Annotated in this window: 10 protein-coding genes; 7 read left to right on the forward strand and 3 right to left on the reverse strand. The window is 68.3% G+C overall.

The annotated features are described in order from the left end of the window. Positions 1-66: 66 nt before the first annotated feature. The 4 genes from IPG61_03575 (at position 67) to IPG61_03590 (ending at position 6,089) form a co-directional block, all read left to right on the forward strand. Complete coding sequence (locus tag IPG61_03575; protein MBK6733158.1) at positions 67-1,830, forward strand: tetratricopeptide repeat protein; 1,764 nt, start codon at positions 67-69, stop codon at positions 1,828-1,830. 610 nt (positions 1,831-2,440) lie between these two features. Further along, a complete protein-coding gene (locus IPG61_03580; GenBank protein ID MBK6733159.1) occupies positions 2,441-2,851 on the forward strand; it encodes a hypothetical protein in 411 nt (136 codons plus the stop codon). A gap of 529 nt (positions 2,852-3,380) precedes the next feature. After that, positions 3,381-3,746, forward strand: coding sequence for a T9SS type A sorting domain-containing protein (locus tag IPG61_03585; GenBank protein ID MBK6733160.1), 366 nt, complete (start codon positions 3,381-3,383; stop codon positions 3,744-3,746). 24 nt (positions 3,747-3,770) lie between these two features. Further along, the gene (locus IPG61_03590) at positions 3,771-6,089 is read left to right on the forward strand and encodes a T9SS type A sorting domain-containing protein (GenBank protein MBK6733161.1); all 2,319 of its coding nucleotides are present in this window, start codon (positions 3,771-3,773) and stop codon (positions 6,087-6,089) included. A gap of 54 nt (positions 6,090-6,143) precedes the next feature. Here the strand turns inward: IPG61_03590 and IPG61_03595 are convergent, their stop codons facing one another. Together IPG61_03595 and IPG61_03600 are read right to left on the reverse strand one after the other, a co-directional pair. Beyond that, a complete protein-coding gene (locus IPG61_03595) occupies positions 6,144-8,411 on the reverse strand; it encodes a hypothetical protein (GenBank protein MBK6733162.1) in 2,268 nt (755 codons plus the stop codon). 179 nt (positions 8,412-8,590) lie between these two features. After that, on the reverse strand, positions 8,591-9,292 hold the full coding sequence (locus IPG61_03600) for a hypothetical protein (GenBank protein MBK6733163.1): 702 nt from the start codon (positions 9,290-9,292) through the stop codon (positions 8,591-8,593). A gap of 823 nt (positions 9,293-10,115) precedes the next feature. Between IPG61_03600 and IPG61_03605 the strand changes: the two genes are divergently transcribed. Genes IPG61_03605 through IPG61_03615 form a run of 3 tightly spaced genes read left to right on the forward strand, consistent with a single transcriptional unit; the run spans position 10,116 to position 16,560 of the window. Next, positions 10,116-11,198, forward strand: coding sequence for a HAMP domain-containing histidine kinase (locus IPG61_03605; GenBank protein ID MBK6733164.1), 1,083 nt, complete (start codon positions 10,116-10,118; stop codon positions 11,196-11,198). An 11-nt stretch (positions 11,199-11,209) separates the two neighbouring features. Continuing rightward, a complete protein-coding gene (locus IPG61_03610; GenBank protein MBK6733165.1) occupies positions 11,210-11,926 on the forward strand; it encodes a response regulator transcription factor in 717 nt (238 codons plus the stop codon). Next, complete coding sequence (locus tag IPG61_03615) at positions 11,926-16,560, forward strand: AMP-binding protein (protein MBK6733166.1); 4,635 nt, start codon at positions 11,926-11,928, stop codon at positions 16,558-16,560. The genes IPG61_03610 and IPG61_03615 overlap by 1 nt, the downstream gene beginning before the upstream one ends. Here the strand turns inward: IPG61_03615 and IPG61_03620 are convergent. Continuing rightward, the gene (locus IPG61_03620) at positions 16,557-17,603 is read right to left on the reverse strand and encodes a PrsW family intramembrane metalloprotease (protein ID MBK6733167.1); all 1,047 of its coding nucleotides are present in this window, start codon (positions 17,601-17,603) and stop codon (positions 16,557-16,559) included. The genes IPG61_03615 and IPG61_03620 overlap by 4 nt on opposite strands. Positions 17,604-17,617: the final 14 nt, after the last annotated feature.

The following is a 17,617-nucleotide window of genomic DNA, read 5'->3' on the forward strand; positions in this document are numbered from 1 at the left end:
CCCCGAACCGCTGACGCGTGCCGCCCTCAGGTCGCGTGCAGGCGGTGCGGGGGCAGTGCCGGCGCCGTGACCGGCGTGATGCCACCCTGGGGCCGGAACCGCCTGCTCGGCGGCGACCTGCAGAATATTGTCGGTTGCTGCCTGGCCAAGGATCCCGCGCGGCGCTACCCGGCGGTCGACGCGATGCTGGACGACCTGCGGCGGGCCGAGGCCGGCGAGCCCATCCGCGCGCGGGCGCCCACACGCCGCTACCTGCTGGCGAAGTTCGCCCGGCGCAACCGGGTCGCCGTGACCGGCGCAGGGCTGGTGGTCGCGGCGTTGCTGGCCGGCCTGCTGGCCACCGCCTGGCAGGCGCGGCGGGCCGCGCGTGAAACCGCCCGCGCCGAGCAGGTTCACACCTTCCTGCTGGACCTGTTCGCCGCCGCCGACCCGGCCACCACGCGAGGCCGCGACGTCACCGCCCGCGAGCTGCTGCTGCGCGGCAGCCGCGAGTTGCGGACAGAACGTGCCGCCCAGCCGGAGTTGCGCGCCGAGCTGCTGGTCACCGTGGGCGAACTGCTCCGGCAGGTCGGCGCTCTGGCCGATGCCGACACCGTGCTCAGCGCCGCGCTGCGCCAGGCCGAGCAGGCCCATGGCCGCGATTCGCCGGAGGTGGGCCGCGTGGCCGACGCGCTGGGCGGTGTCGTCTACGAACTCGGCCGCTTCGAGGACGCCGGCGCCCTGCATGCCCGCGCCCTGGCCATCCACGAGCGCGTGCACGGCCGGCGGCACCGCGTCACCGCCGGGTCGCTGGCCAACCTGGCCGGCGTGCTCAGCCAGACCGGCGAAGCCGAGCGGGGCGAGGCCATGTACCGCGAGGTCCTGGATATCGACCGCGCGCTGCTGGGCCCGGCCGACGCCGCCGTGGCCACCGACCTGAACAACCTGGCCGTGTGCCTGTACCGCGCCGGACGATCCGCCGAGGCGGACACGCTGCACGAGCAGGCCCTGGTCCTGCGCCGCAGCCTGCACGGCGACGCGCACCCGGACGTGGCCACCAGCTTCCACAACCGCGCAGCGGTGCTGGAGGACCTCGGGAATGCCGCCGCGGCGGAGGCGCACTACCGGCGGGCGCTGGCGATCCGGCGTGGGCTCTACCCGCAGGGGCACATCGATATCGCCGGCACATTGACGGGCCTGGGCACGCTCCTGCGCGACGAGGGCCGCCTTGACGAGGCCCGCTCCCTTCTGGTCGAGGCGGCGGAGGTGAACCGCACCGCCCTTGCCGGGCCCCATCTCGAGTTGGGCCGTTGCTACAACGCGCTCGGCACGCTGGCCTATTCGCGCGGGCACTACGATGAGGCCGCCGGTTGGTTCGTCCAGGCCCGCGATGTGCTGGCGGCCACGATCGGGCCTGACAACACCGGCACTCTGCGCGTGGAAAACAACATCGCGGTCGTGCTGCACCGCGCCGGTCGGCTGGCCGAAGCGCAGGCGCAGTTCGAGAAGGTCATCGCCGACCGCATCCGCATGCAGGGCGCCGCTGCGCCCGACATCGCCCTCAGCACGAAGGGCCTGGGCTGGCTGCTGCTGGACCGCGGACAATTCGCCCGCGCCGACAGCCTGCTGACCACGGCGCTGGCGACGCTGGAGGCCAACCCCCACCTCGGGGCCGCGCCGCTGGCCGAGGCGCGCCTCGGCGTGGGCGCCTGCCGGCTGCGCCAGGGACGCCGGGCCGAGGCGGAATCGCTGCTGGTCGCGGCCGCGCGGGAGCTCGAGGCCGCCTATGACCCAGGCCATGAGATGGTGCGCCGCAGCCGGGAACTGCTCAGGGAGTTGTCGCGGAAGTAGCGGCTCGCCCGGGCCACGCGGTGAAGGCGCGGCCGGATCGATCCCTGGAACCGGTAGACATGGCGGTTCTGCCCGGCATCCCCGCCCCAAGTCCGGCGGCGACCGCTTGGGGTTCCCGATCGGGGCACCATGGACCTTCGCGGATTCCGCCGTGCTGCGGTCAATCAGGGGGCTCCCTCACCGACCACTCTCGAAATGAGGCCCTCTCGAATGCGAAGCAGGTTCCTGTCTTTGCGAGGTCGGTAGGGCCATTATTCGGATAAAAGCATCGAAATTGTGTTGATTCCCAACTCCCAAATACGGTATGATTTGCGCAATTCTTGACCGCCGCTTCACCCTTTCGAGTCCATCAACTGGCTTCACCCGAGTGGGTTAACGTTTCTGCATCGTTTATCGCGAGTGACCCAGGTGGTGGATGGTCCCTGCGGGAGGCAGCAGCGCACAGCCGTTGATGGCAGCTGATCAGCGTCGATTTCGTGGCCGTTCACCGCGAAGTCGCGCCACCCGATACCTGCGCTTCTGGGAACCTCAGCGGCGGAAGTTGGCGATGCAGGCGCGATAGGCTGACTGCAAGTGACCAATGCTTTTCTTCAGCAGAGGGGGACGGCTCATGCGATTCCTGCTGTGCAACCTGGCATTGTGGATCAGCTGCCTGGCTATTTCGGCAACGGCCGCGATCGTCAACGTTCCGTACTCCGGGCAGCTGATGGACGGCAGTTCACCCCTTTCCGGCTGGCACCAGGTATCCGTTGCGCTCTGGGACGCACCTGTCGGTGGCTCCCAGCTGCACAATCAGTCCGAATCGGTCCTCGTCGAACAAGGCGTCTTCCACCTGGAACTGAATGTTGAAGAGAATCTCTTCCAGGCGCACGACGCCATGTGGGTCGGTGTGGCCGTGGACGGTGCTCTGGAACTCGAACCTCGCGTCCACGTCGGCGCCGTGCCTTACGCAGTCCGCGCTCTGTCGGCGAACGCGACGCCACCGCCGGGCATCGCCTTCGCCACGGATTTCCCGGGGTAACCATACCAGCCGAACTCACGTGGGTCCCCGTGAGCACCGTCACCCTGAACGCCCCGGCTGCGGGGTTCGTCTGGCTGAGTACCGCCGGCTGGTGGCAGGAGGGCGATTTCACGCATCCCGACGCGGTCTCCGTCCAGTTCTCGCTTGGCGAAGGCACGCCGCCGCCGTACTTCCAGGAACAGGTCCAGACCGGGATCTTGGAGTACCGCTCATGGCCCTACGCGCACACAACGGTCGTGCCTGCACCGGCGGGGCCGCACACGTACACGTGCTGGGTCTATGTCAATGCTCCGGGCATCACGCTGTCCCCCATGCCGACGGTTCATGCCGCGACGATGCAGGCGATGTGGGTGCCGGGCGATTATGGGAACCAGAATGCGCATACTGGCCGCCCTTGCGGTGCTCGGCAGCCTCGTCGCCGCGAAAAGTGCGCTGGCGATAGAGCTGCGGCGCTCCGCGTTCATCGGCGCCCGGCCGGGTCGGCGATCGGACCATCAGCGGCGTCATCATCGTCGGCGATCCCGTCGCGTTGGTCAGCGAGGGCGGTGCCCGCACCTTGTGGCACGGCTTCCTCGGGCCGCTTGGCCTGGTCTCCTCCAGCGTGGCGATCATGTCGGCCGCAGACCTGGCGCTCGTGCCACCCTCGCCCAATCCGGTCGCCTCGGAGCTGGCGATCCGTTTCCACGTCGCCGGCGGCCGCCCGGCGGCGATCTCCGTTTTCGATCTCGGAGGCAGGAGGGTGCGGCGGTTCAGCGAAACGACCGCCCAGGGCGAAAGCACCATCTTCTGGAGTCTGGATCGGGATGGTGGTGCACGCTTGCCCTCCGGAATCTACTTCATCCGGCTCGAAGCGGACCATCAGTGTGTTGTGCGACCGGTGATGATCGTGGATTGAAGCCCGCTCGGAAAGGACCCAACCATGAGACCCAACTCCCCCGTCGCGTTCATCCTGACCGCCTTCGTTCTATTCCCCTGCCTCTCGCCGGGGACCGCCCGCGCCCTGTCGCCCGCCCACTTGTGGGGAAAGCCCTTCGGCTCGGTCGGCGCAGAAGCGGGCCAGGCCGTAGCCGTCGACCCATCTGGCAACGTGTACATCACGGGCTACTTCAGCAACACGATCAACCTGGGTGGCAGCAATCTGGCCAGCGCCGGCGGCAACGACATCTTCGTGGCTAGCTACACCGCGGCCGGCCTCCACCGCTGGAGCCAGCGGTTCGGGAGCACCGGCGACGATCGCGGCGCCGGGATCTCAGTCCAGGGCTCCTACGTCGTTGTCACCGGCCAGTTCGCCGGCACCGTCAGCTTCGGCGGTTCGAACCTCGTGAGCGCGGGGTCGACTGATGCCTTTCTCGCCTGCTACATCTACAATTCCGGCGTTCATTACTGGAGCCGCGCCTTTGGTTCCACCTCCGCGGATGTCGGCTGTGACGTGGCCATCTCTCCTTCCCTCCAGGTGGTCCTCGTCGGCTATTTCGCCGGCACCGTCAACTTCGGTGGGAGCCCCCTCGTCAGCGCGGGCTCGAGCGACATCGTGGTCGCCCAGTACGCATACGCCGATGGCGCCCACGTGTGGAGCAACCGGTACGGGTCCACCGGCATCGACCAGGGATGGACCATCGACGTGGACGCATCGTCGAACGTCCTGGTGTCTGGAACCTTCTCGGGGACGGTAGGCTTCGGCGGTGCGTCACTGCCGAGTGCCGGCCTCGCTGACATCTTCCTGGCGAAATACAACAGTTCCGGAACGCACCAGTGGAGCTTCCGCGCCGGCGGGACCAGCAACGACTACGGCTATGGCGTGGACACTGACGCATCCGGCAACGTGTATGCGTGCGGCATTTTCCGGCTGAGCTCGGACTTCGGCGGCGGAGCCCTCGTGAGCGCGGGAATCGCGGACATCTACCTGGCCAAATACAACTCGTCCGGAGTTCACCAGTGGAGCAAGCGCTTCGGGGGAGCGAATTTCGACATCGCGAACAGCGTCGCCGTGGATCCGGCCGGAACGATCGCCATGACGGGGTACATCAACGGTGGCGTCGACCTTGGCACAGGACCGGTCGGTGGCGGGGGGAGCGACGCCTTCGTCGCGCGCTACGACGCGGACGCGAATCCGTTGTTCAGTGGCGCATACGGAAGTGACCTCACCGATAACGGTTTGGCGGTGGCGTTCGACCCGACCGGCGGCTTCTTCATGACCGGATATTTCGCCGGCAGCGCGAGCTTCGGCGGTCCCACCTACGCGCACGCCGGCGCCGACGACGGATTTCTGGCCCGATACTCGGTGCTTCCCTCGGAACCCGTCATCTCCGCCATCGAGGACATCCCCAACGACCAGGGCCGGCGGGTGAAGATCACGTTCGCGCGTTCCGGGCACGACCAGGCAGAGGCCGGGGAGCCGATTGAAAGGTACGAGGCCTACCGTCGTGACGCCGCGGGCCCGGCCGCCGCCCCCAGGGGGAATTCCACCACCCTGCCCACGCGCGAACCCCTAGACCTCGGGTGGACTGAAGTGGGCTGGATCCACGCGCACGGCACCAACGGCTATGGAATCGATGTCCCCACCATCGGCGACTCGACGGTTACGCTGGGGCAATATCGATCACAATTCTTCATCCGCGCCGCAACCGGGAGCATGGTTACGTTTCATGATTCGCCCGCCGACAGCGGCTACTCACTCGACAATCTCGCGCCGAGCATCCCGCAGAACTTTGTGTACGCGTCGGGCCAGCTCTCCTGGGACGAGTCTCCGGTTGCGGACTTCGATTTCTTCACCGTGTACGGCTCCGGTACGGATGCGTTCGGGTCGGCGACGGTGGTGGATTACAGCGTGGCGCCGGCGATGGACGTGACTGCGTCGCCCTATGCGTTCTATTTCGTCACCGCGACGGACTACTCCGGCAACGAAGGCAAGCCGGCGATGACCAACGCGCCCTCGGGTGCGGGCGGGACGCCGGTGTCGTATGTGCTCTCGGTTTCCAACTACCCCAACCCGTTCAACCCGAGCACGACGGTGAGCTACACAGTGCCGTCTCGCGGCACGGTGAGCGTGGTGATCTGCGACGCGCGCGGCGCGCGCATCACGACGCTCGTCGACAACGAAGACTGCGCAGCGGGAGCGTATCGCGCTGCATGGGACGGCCGCGACCAGCGCGGCGTGGCCGCTGCCTCGGGGGTGTACTTCGCGCGCGTCGAGCACACGAGCGGCACGCGTTCGAAGAGAATGGTCCTGTTGAAGTGATCGGGAGCCCCCGCTGGAGGAGTGGCCCCGACGCGCAGCCAAGACGTGGAACCGCTACCTGCCGTTTCCCTCTGTCGAGTTCGGCGTGGGCGCGATCGTGAGCGTCGCCTCCGTGTTCCACATCGCCGTCTGCGCCTCGCCCCCCGGCGAGGCGGTCGCGTAGAGATTCGCTACGTAATTGAACACGTAGTAACCCGGCGTCAGGTTACCGACCAGCAACTGCCCGGACTGGTTGCCATTCCAGTTGATGATGTACGGATTGGGCCCCGACTGCCGGGTCAGCGTGATCGTCGAGGATGAGATGCCCGCGGCATCCCACGTGTGGCCGGCGTCAAATTCGAAGTTCATGTCCGCGCCGACCACGTCGAATTCCACATGAAAGATGACCGTTGCGCTGCTCGAGATGTCGTCGCAGAAGTCGGGGTTCACACAGGCATCGACGTTTGCATACAGATAGCCCGACGACTGCAGGGTCGCTGCCATGGAGCGATTGTCCGGCGCCAGACCCGGGTTCGTGATCAGGCTGGCGAAGGCACTCCGGGTGGTCGTGATCTGCAGCGGGTTTTCGCAGTGTTCATCGACCTGCGCGGAGAGCGACGCCTGCCCGTCGTCGTCGTACTGCGGCTCTTCACCCGAGCCCGTGCACGCGCCGAAGTTGGCGAAGGCAAACGTGTCCAGGAAGCTGTGGGTGTTCTCCCGCAGCACGATACCGCCCGCCACGATCGCCGCCTCGACGCGCTTGCTCCCGAGGCTTGCGCCGTCCAGCGACACGGCGATGTCGACAATCAGGTCCACGGCACCGTCGCTTGCGATCAGCTCGGTCGCGGCCGAGCCCGTGCCGTCGGTGGTGAGGTGGTCGGGGAAGGCGGATCCGCCCTGGACGGAGAGCGACACGTCCGCGTTCGGCACCACCACGTAGCCCTCGCTCGTGAGGCGTTCGATTTGAATTCTCAGGAAGAAGGCGTCGAGCGGGGCCACGGTGGCGGGAAGGTCGGTGGTGATGCGCGCGTTCCCGCCGCGGAACACCTGGTCCTCGACGGTGATCGGCACCTCCGCCAGCGCGAGCCCGGACACGCCGAACAGCGGCAGGATGAGCGTTGCGCCGACATCGAAGTTGGCGCCCTCCTCGATCAGCCGCCGCACCACCGTGGTGTAGCGACCCTGCGCGTCCGTGCGGCCGCTCGGGGTCCTGACGAGGTTGTCCGGGTCGGCCACCGTGACGGAGAACACGGCGTCGGTGGGGGTTCCATTGATGTCGAGCGCGAAGTCGATGTCGAGGCTCCGGTCCTGGTTCTGCGGCAACGGGTCGGCGAGGTCGGTCGACTCGACGATCGCGGAGGCGCAAAGGTCGGCATAGATCAGGTCGTCGAGGCCGGACGGGAGCCCCTCGAAGACGGCGATGGCCAACGCGCGGTACTCGAACACCTCGATCAGCCACTGCAGTTCGCCTGGCGTGCAATCCGCCTTCGCCGCCGTGATGCCGTCGCGAATCTTCGTGTCGATGGTGGTCTCGAGAGAGAGAATGCGGTCCGCGAACACCGTCTCGGCATCGCCCGCGCTGTAGACTTCGGAGAGCCCGCCCTCGACAATGCCCCGCCATGCCAGGTAATCCCGGATCCCATCCTGGAGCGCATCGCCGCCCCCATCCTGGACCGCGGGTTCGATTAGGTCGTCGAAGTAACGCTGCATCACATCGAGGAACGCGGTGCGGTCGCCGGCCTCCACACACATCGTGATCACGATCGAGAGCGGCTCGCCCGCGCCCAACGCCTCGCAGTCGCCGATGTCGCCGGGATTCGCCAAAGCGGCACCCGCCCCGCTGAAGTGCGACACCATCACGCGTATCTCGCCGCCTGCCTGGCCGCCGACCGAGACGGCGAACGAGGCGGCGTCACCCTCATAGAGGAAGCCGATCAGGCGCTGCTCCCCGCCCGACGCCGCGGTGGCGCCGAGGGTGAGAGTCGCGGGCACCAGCAGGTTCAACCCGGACGGTTCGAGTTGCACCGCGCCCTCCATCCCGCCCGAATACGGCAGTCCCTTGATCGAAGTGACGGGCGTCATGGCGATCTCGAATTCGTCCAGAAGCGCGCCGGCAGGGATATCGAGCGTGTACGCGATGCCGGCCCCGGAGGTCGTGGTCAACGTGCCGCCCTCGGGGCCCACGATCTTCTGCACGCTATTGGCGGTTTCGACCGCCACGTTGGCCGGCTCCGGCTCGGGCGCCGAGGTGTTCTCGCTGCAACTCAGCGCTCCGAAGAGCACGAAGGCGACAACCGTTGCCATCGCATAACGAAAGGCCAGAAGCGCTCGCGATCGTATCATGGTCGGTTCCTCCATGCCGTCAAACGCGCGTGGGCCCAATCGGCCGCGTGGACTTTCCGGATCAGCCCGGACGCTTCGGCGTCACGGATTGTCCTTCTGGGCGCCGAGTGGCGAATGGGCGGGCCCGGCCCGCCCGACCCGGAACAGCACCCATGATGGGTCGTCTCGGACAGGCCCTATCACCGAAACAGCGCCTTGACCCCGCCCCAGGACGAGGCCGTGGTGGCCACGGCGCCGTCGACCGTGAGCGCGACGGTCCAGTTGTCGATGCCTCCGTGGGTGGTGCCGCCGCCCCCGCCAACACTGGTGGAATTGGCGCGGAAGAACCCGAACTCGAGCGGTGCCCCGGCCACCGAGAAGTCGGGGTTCTGGACGCCCGGCGCCAGCGCGTCGAACTGGCCGGCCACCAGTCCGGTCTGTGTCGTCGTGGCCCAGGTGCCGAACGCCGTTGGCGTGAGGAAGGCCGGCCCGTAGTAGATGACGCCGGCCTGGCGGACCGCCGGGCCGCAGGCCTGCACGCCGCCCGCGATGCGTTGCGAGTCCTCCCCGTAATTGATCGCCAGGATCGGGCCGCCCGTCGCCGGGTCGTAGACGCCACCGGCGAAGCGGTGGAAACCGTAGACCGTGTTGGAAACGCCCGTCCCGATCGCCGAGTTGAGCGTGTTCTCGATGCGGCGGAACTCCGTCGGGTTGCCGCCGGAGGCGACCTGGAAGGCATTGACGCTTCCGCCTCCATTGAGCACTTCGACGGTGGTCGTCCACTGGGCGTTCGTGAAGGTGCCGTCCTGGAACGTCACCGTGCTGGCCAGGGCCAGCCCGGACGTCGCCAAGGTCAGGCTGAGCATGAGTCCGGTCACGGCGGAGCATGAGCGGCGTTGCATCGTGGTCTCCCCCCGCATGAAAAGTCGTGTCCGGTCCGCCGGGATGGCCGGACCGGCCGCGTTCATCGTTTCCATCTCCCATGACAATCATATGATTTTTGGTCAGCCGATATCAATCGAAATGACGGCCTTTTTTGTCCTGTGCCCTCAAAATCTCCGTCCGCCTTGTGCCCGTTGCGGTTACCGTGAGGCGCACGTGGCAGCGCCGGGTGTTCAAAACCACCTTCCCGGTGCTCGCCACCGCAATCGGCTCAAGGCGGCGGACCTCGAAAACCCCGCCCTGCGCCAAGAACTAGAAGCCGGGTGGCGGACTGTCTATCCGGTCGGTACGATCCTTTGTCGGATCGAATGATTGGGGGGCACGACCGGCGATGATCGAAATTGATGATCGTTGGCGAACCCGACCCATTGCGGAGTTGGAGATCGACATTCCAGGGGGCTCAGGCCATCTTTCCCGTGGATACCGCCAATCGCTCGGGCCGACGTCCCCCACGACCCCGCCGCGGCGGAACTGGTTCACGACGAATTGATCCCGAAGCTGCCCGGGGAACCGCAGAAAGGGCCGGATCGATGATGGACGCACCGGCCCCCCTGGCCACCCCCGCGAGCACCATAGTCGTCCCCTGGCCCGTAAAGGCCAACGGAATGACCTCGATTTCGAGCGGGCGATTTCTCTGTTGGACTTCGCAGTGGGTCCCCGCTACCACATAAAAAGGCCCGGCTTCGGCCGGGCCTTTCGCTTATCTTCGTGCCGGATGGGAGCACCACCGACCGCCGGATGGAATTGACGCTCCTGCCGCGGAACGGGCGAAGGAGTCCTGCGTTGCGCAGCCGCATGGGTTTCATCTACGCGCTCCTGGTCGTCATGATCTGCGCGCTGGGCGTGTGGTGGATCTACTACCTCACGGTCGAAGGCCGCCTCTACGTCGAGCACAGCCTCGCGAAAATGGCCAACGACCGCCTGCACGCCGCCTTCCTGATCCGCACCGACCCTGACGTGCGCGCCGACCCCGAGCGCTGGCTGGGCCCCTCGTTCCCCAACCTCGTGTTCAGGCGCACACCGCACGGAATCCAGACCGAGATCGACCCGCGGGTCGTGGCCGAGGTCGAGGCGGAGGGCCGCCGCCGCCGCAACATGTTCCTCTACGAGGGCGGCTTCTTCCTGCTGCTCCTGTTCGCGGGCTCCACCATCCTGGCTGTTTCCTGGCGGCATGCCGAACGCTTCAAGCAGGCGCGCGAACTGTTCCTGGCCGGGGCAACGCACGAATTCAAGACACCCCTGGCCAGCCTCCGCCTCTACACTGAGACGCTGGCCCGTGAAGGACTGCCCGACGAGGCGCGCGGACGCATCCAGAAGCGCATGGTCGAGGACGTGGTACGGCTGGAGAACCTGGTCGACGACATGCTCGCGATGAGCGCTGACGACACCTTCGCCGTGGGCCCGCGCGTGCGCCTCGACCTGTGGCAGGAATCGCAGGCCGTGCTGGACGGTCTGGGTCCACTGAGTGCCGACCACGGCGCCAGGTTCGAACTGGTCGGCGACCCCGGCGCGGCCGTGATGGGCCAGCGGCTCTATTTCGCGCTGGCCCTGCGCAACCTGCTGGTCAACGCGGTCAAGCACAGCCCTGGTCCCGTCGCGGTCACGGTACGGATCGAGCGCGGCAGCCGGCAGCACAGCGTGGTCGTCGCCGACAACGGCCCCGGCATCCCCCGGCGATTGCAGACCAAGGTGTTCGAGTGCTTCTATAGTACGACCGGCAACAAGCGCCAGGGCTGCACCGGGCTGGGCCTGTACCTTGTGCGGCGTAATATCGAGAGTATCGGCGGCAAGGTTACGCTGCAGAGCGAAGAAGGCCAGGGCTGCACGTTCACCCTCGCCCTGCCGGCCGCTCCGGACGAAGCCTGAAAGGAATCCCCATGAAGCGGCGCATCCTGGTAGTCGAGGACGATGCCCACCTCGCCGACGGCCTGGCCATCAACCTCGAACTGGAAGGCTACGAGCCGCTGCTGGCGGCCAGCGCCGAGGACGGCCTGGCTGCCTGGAAGCGTGGCGGCGTGGACCTGATCCTGCTCGACGTGATGCTGCCGGGCATGGACGGCTTTGCCTTCTGCGCGCACGTGCGGCACGCAGGCGATCGCGTGCCGATCCTGTTCCTCACGGCGCGCGGCGCCGGCCAGGACCGCATCCGCGGGCTCGACGAGGGTGGCGACGACTACATCACCAAGCCGTTCGACCTCCAGGAACTGCTGGCGCGCATCAAGTCGATCTTCCGCCGGCAGGACTGGCTGCGCGGGCAGGAGGCGCCTGCCACCCTGACCATCGGCCGTGCTGCCGTGAACCTGCGGACCTACGAGGCCACCACTCCCGATGGCACGGTCGAGCTCAAGGAGAAGGAGGCGATGATCCTGCGCCTGCTGTTCGAGCAGCAGGGCGAACCGGTCGACCGCCAGACGATCCTCGACCGCGTGTGGGGCTTCGACGCCTACCCCACCATGCGCACGGTCGACAACTTCATCCTCTCGCTGCGCAAGATCGTCGAGGAGGACCCGGCGCATCCCCGCCACATCGTGACGGTGCACGGCGTCGGATATCGGCTGGTCTGTGACGCCTCGGCAGAGCCGCGGGGCGCCTGATGAGCGGCAGCGCACAGCTCGGCCTGGCGCTGGACGGCTGGCGCGCGCTTCCGGCTGACGAGGATGCCGCGACCCTGGCCCTGGCGCTGCTGGCGGCCGCGGAGTCGGCGCTGGAGTCGCCCGCAGCCGGGGAACCCGGACGCGCCGCCTGGGAGTCATGGCTCGGCGCCACGCGCCACCCGCGATTCCTGACGGCGCTGCCCGACGCCGACACCCGCACGCGCTGGGCCGAGACCGCATTCAGGGTTATCAGGGCGACCGGATTCTCGCTGGGCGACCTGCTGGCGCAGCGCGTGGCCGAGCACCCGGACCGGCTGCTGTTCCAGGAGACCTCCGAAGCGGGCGGCGGCGGCTGGACCTATGCCCAGGTGGCTCGTGAGGTGCGCGCCACGGCCGCCTGGCTGCTGTCCGCGGCGCCGGCGGCCGAACCTGATCCCGCCGCCGGACCGGCGGTCCCGGGGCCGCGGGTGGCCCTGCTCTGCGCCAACGGCGTTGCGGCTGCCTGCTGCGACCTGGCCTGCCTGACACACGACATCTTCGTCACGCCGCTGAGCGTGCAGATGTCCACGGCCGAGATCGCCTGGGCGTTCGACCGGCTCGCTGTTTCCGTGGCGATCTGCGACCACCCCGACCGGCTTGAGACGCTGCTCGCGGTGCGGGCCCGCACACGCCGGCCGTTCCTGATCTGCACGTTGTCCGTGTCGATGGACGCGATGCCCCCGGACGTCGTCGACCTTGACGAGGAGCGCGCGCGCCTCGAGCCGCACCATGTCGAGCGCCTGGTCGCGGATCGCCCGCGACGGGCGCCGCGCGACGTGGCCACGGTAATGTTCACCTCGGGCAGCACCGGCAACCCCAAGGGCGTGGCTTTCAGCCAGTACGCGCTGGTGACCAAGCGCTTTGCCCGCGCAGCGGCGCTGCCGCGCGTGGGCGACGGCGAAGTGCTCCTGTGCTACCTCCCCCTTTTCCATACCTTCGGTCGTTTCCTCGAGATGCTGGGCATGCTGTTCTGGGGCGGCACCTACGTGTTCGCCGGCAATCCATCGGCCGCCACGCTCCTGAACAGGATGCGCGAGGTGCGCCCGACCGGACTGATCAGCGTGCCCTTGCGCTGGGTCCAGATCAGGGATCGCGTGCGCGAACTGGCCGACGACCCGCAGGTCGAGGCGGCGCCGCCGGAACTCGTGCGCGAGGTGGTCGGTGACCGCCTGCGCTGGGGACTGTCGGCCGCGGGCTACCTGGAACCGCAGGTGTTCCGCTTCTTCCAGCGCGCCGGCATCTCGCTGTGCAGCGGGTTCGGCATGACCGAGGGAACCGGCGGCCTGACGATGACGCCGCCCGACGACTACGTGGAGAACTCGGTCGGCGTGCCGCTGCCGGGAGTACGAACCCGCTTCGGCGAGCAGGACGAACTGCAGATTGCCGGGCCGTACATCGCGCGCTACCTGACCGAGGACGCCCCCGCCGGCTGCCTGCGCGTGGAAGAGCCGGAATCGGACGACTACTGGCTGGCGACCGGCGACCTGTTCCGCCACACGACGGGCGGCCACCTGGAGATCGTCGACCGCATCAAGGACATCTACAAGAACAACCGCGGCCAGACCATTGCACCGCGCGGCGTCGAGTCGCTCTTCGAAGCGGTGCCCGGTATCGCCCGCACGTTCCTCGTCGGCGACGGCCGTGCCTACAACACCCTGCTGATCGTGCCGGACGAGTCCGACGACGTGCTGCGGTCACTGGTGCAACCGGAGGCGCGACGAGAGTACTTCGAGCGCATCGTGACGACCGCCAACAGCGGGCTGGCGCCGCCGGAGCGTGTAGTCGACTTCGCACTGCTTGACCGCGACTTCACGCTCGAGAACGAGGAACTGACCCCGAAGGGTTCGCTGCGGCGGAAGGTGATCGAGCGGAACTTCAGCGCGGTCATCGCGGGGCTGTACCGCGTCAACGCGCGCACGCTGCAGGTCGGCGATTGTGCCGTGCGCCTGCCGCGCTGGTTCTTCCGCGACCTGGGCCTTCTCGACGACGCGATCCACGCCGAGGAGAATGCGCTGGTCAACCGGCACACCGGGCAGCGCCTCGCAGTGCGTCCCGCGCCGGAGGGCCGGGTGCGGATCGGCGACCTCGAGTATAGCCTGAGCGGCCGCGAGATCGACCTCGGCGTGCTGGTCAGCCAGCCGCTGCTGTGGGTCGCCAACGCGCAGCTCATCGAGTTCGGCCCCTGTCGCCCCAGCTTCGACCACGACCTTGGCCCGTTCTCGGAGCACATCACGCTCCCGGCCGGCATCCGTCCGCCCTTCGGGCCGCTGTCGGATCCCGGGCGCGTCGACCCCCTGCTGCGCGACCTGGACCGGCTGAGCCGCCAGGCGCTGTTCGGGGCGCGGCACGAGGCCCTCGCCGCGGTGGCGGAGCTGAACGGCGAACTGGGCCGGGTCGGGCAACGGCGCGGCATGGTCATCCGGCGCCGCCTCGAGGCGCTGGCGCGCCACCCGGACCACGGCGTGCGGTGCCGGGCCTACCAGGTCCTCGTGCTCGACCAGCCGGTGCCCGACTACCACACCTACCTGCCGGCGTTCATCGAGTCGGCGCGGCCGTTCCTCGACGACGAGAGCATCCGCGAGATCAGCCGCAAGGGAATCGAGCCGCGGCGGCTGCAGGCACTGCGGCAGCGCCTGTACGCCTACCGGACACAGCTCTCTTGGCCGGCGCCGGCACGCACGAGGCGCGTGTTCGAGGACCTGATGCGGTTGCTGGCCGATTTCGGGATCCATCATCCCGAATTCTACAGCCCCATCCGCGAGGAGCTCGTGACCTGGAGCCTGCACGACGCCGACCCGGCGCTGGCCGACGTGGCCAACCGCGAGTTCACCCGGCTGGCCGCGTGGTTCGACGAGCAGTTGCTGCTGGATTGCGATTCGCTCGACCCCGAAGCCTGGCGTGACCGGCTGGTCTTCCAGGAAGGCCTCAGCGTCGAGGAGACCGAGCGCCTGCGGCAGGTGCTGGTAGGCACGACGTTCCTGCGCCACTCGCTGAAGGTCGCCTTCGAGGGCGAGGACCTGCGTCTGGCCGACGTTCCGGCCGGCGGCATCTGGGTCTCGCGCATCACTTCGCGATTCCGCGATTCCCGCTATCGCGTCAGCATCAACACGAGCCGGGGACGCCACTTCGACCTGCAGCTGATCATCCGCGACGATTTCGAGCAGACGGAGCAGCTGCAAACCGTGAAGTGGTACATCGCCCTGCGCGGCTACCCGTTCGCGCTCGCCATGCTGCCGACGCTCGGCTGTTGCCGCCCGGAACTGGGCGCGATCTCCATGGCCTACGTCAGCGACCTGACCGTCTGGGAGAAGATCCGCGAGTTCAGCAGCGTGCGCGGACCCGGCACCACGCCGCCTTCGCGCATGCGCTGGCACCAGCTGCTCGTGCGGGCGATGGCGGTGGTGGTCGGCGGCTGGCGCAACAGCGGGCGGCGCATCATCCCCGGGCTCGTTTCGCCCTACAATATCGTGGTGCCGGAGCCCGATTTCCGGCAGGGCGCGCTGCAGAACAGCCTGTCGGGATGGCGCCCGTACGAAGGGCCGCTCAGCCTGGTGCGACCGCTGTGGCGCAACATCTACCAGCACACGATCAGCCACTATCCGTGGACGAGCGAGTACCTCGAACGCGAGTGGATCTTCGAGGCGTTCGTCGAGGCGCTCGGCATCGACGATGCGATGGCCTGGTTCGCCGAATTGCAGGGCGAGATGACGGCGACCGACGCCGAGCAGCTGGGCCTGGGGTTCGGGACGGCGCTCGAGAGCTTCGTCGAGTCGTTGCGCGCGCACTACTACCAGCCGTTGGACCTGAAGGGCGCGATCAGCCGCTTCGCGGACTGGCAGGTGGTCAACCGGCAGGCGCCGGCAAGGGCCAGGCTCGAGATCGTCGAGGAGCTCTCGCGCCTCTACCGCGTGGACCGGCTGCCGGACCTGTCGCGATTCACGTTGTTCCGACACACGTACTTCGCCGAGGCCGAGGCGCGTACGCTGCAGGTGTTCGACCGGCTGCTCGAGCGGATGTTCCGGCAGCCGCAGCTGCGCGCCACGCAGATGGTCGAGCTGTCCGACCTGCAGGCGACCCTGGTCGACCCGGAAGACCTGGCCGCCTTCGGCCGCATGGCATTCCCCCACCGTCCGCGCACCGACGCGGTCGAGGTGCGTGCCGTCGGCCAGCCCGGCCAGGACCGCGTGATCGTGCGTTCGGCGATCCAGGACCGCTACGGGCGCGCCTACGTGGTCGGCGAGCCGTCCGGGCCGTCGGAGGTGGGGCAGCTTTACCGCCTGTTCCTCAGGGCCGGCTACCCCAAGAACATCAGCAGCGCCGATCGCTACCTTGTCGTCGCCGACGAGACGGAGCAGATCGTCGGCGGCGCCGTGTACCGCGAATCGGACCCGCAATCGCTGTTCCTTGACGGCATCGTCGTCAGTGCAGCCCTTGCCGAGCGCGGCCTAGACGGCGCCATCCTGGCCGACCTGTGCACCCGCGTGAAGGCTCTGGGCTTCGGCACCATCAAGACGCACTTCTTCCTGCGGACGTTCTTCGAGAAGCACGGATTCCGGCTGGATGAGCGCCGGGGCGGGCTGGTGCGGTTCCTCTAGCTGGCGCGAGCGGGCGCCGGCGAGGCCTGCTCCTCGAGCAGGTGGCGCTGCCAGGCATCGGTGCCGCGCCAGCGGGCCAGCGGGCGCAGCGCCAGGAGGCCGGCGCGTCCGACCGACTTCTCCAGCCAGCGCAGTTCGGCCAGCCGGGCCGCCAGTTCGGGATCGTGCGCCGGCTCGAAACCCTGCTCGCGCAGCAGCAGCGTGCCCTTGGCCCGCAGGCTCAGTTCGCACTGCAGGCGCAGCAGACACAGCATGTCCGCCACGGTGTCCGCGCGGAAGCCGTCACGCAGCGACTGCAGATAGAGGCCGACCGGCGTGCCGGAAACCTGCCCGTCGCGGATGAGCGCGAGCAACTCGCTGTCGAGATCGAAGCCGCGCCCGAGCCAGCGCCGCAGGCGCCGCTCGCCGAAGCGCCAGGCGGCGGTCATCGCGACCGGCAGGATCGCCAGCGTCAGGGCCGTGGCAACGAGGGGCTGGACCATGAAGCGGTTGAACATCGCGTGGAGCAGCGCCGCGACAAGCAGTGCCCCCAGCCAGGGACGGCCCGAGCCGGCCCCGCGCCGTTCCCCGAAGGCCTGCACCATCAGCCCCAGCAGCGCCGTGACGCCGCCGTGCATGATCGCGGTGCCGAGGCCGCGCACGGCCCAGACCAGCAGTGGCGCGTCGGGCAGTTGACTCAGGTAGTACACGTTCTCGACGATCGCGAAACCGGCGCCGACGGCGAAGCCCAGGATCGCCGTGTCGACCAGGAAACCGGCGCGGCGCGTGGCGATGAGCCAGGCCACATAGGCGCCCTTGGCCGTCTCCTCGACCAGCGGCGCCACCAGCACGGCGAAGCGCCAGGACGGCAGGTCGGTCAGGTCCAGGAGCCAGGTGTTCACGAAGTACGTGGCCAGTGCCGTGACGCCGCCTGCGGCCAGTGCGACGGCCACGCGGCGGCGGCGCACCAGGCGGAACGTGTCGAGCAGGACGAGTGTCGTCAGGAAGAGCAGGACGGGAAGGCAGGCGACAACGGCGCGCGCGGCAATCGTCAGCGGCGGCATGCTGCACTCGAATC

The organism is bacterium (assembly GCA_016703265.1).
Classification (GTDB): domain Bacteria; phylum Krumholzibacteriota; class Krumholzibacteriia; order LZORAL124-64-63; family LZORAL124-64-63; genus CAINDZ01.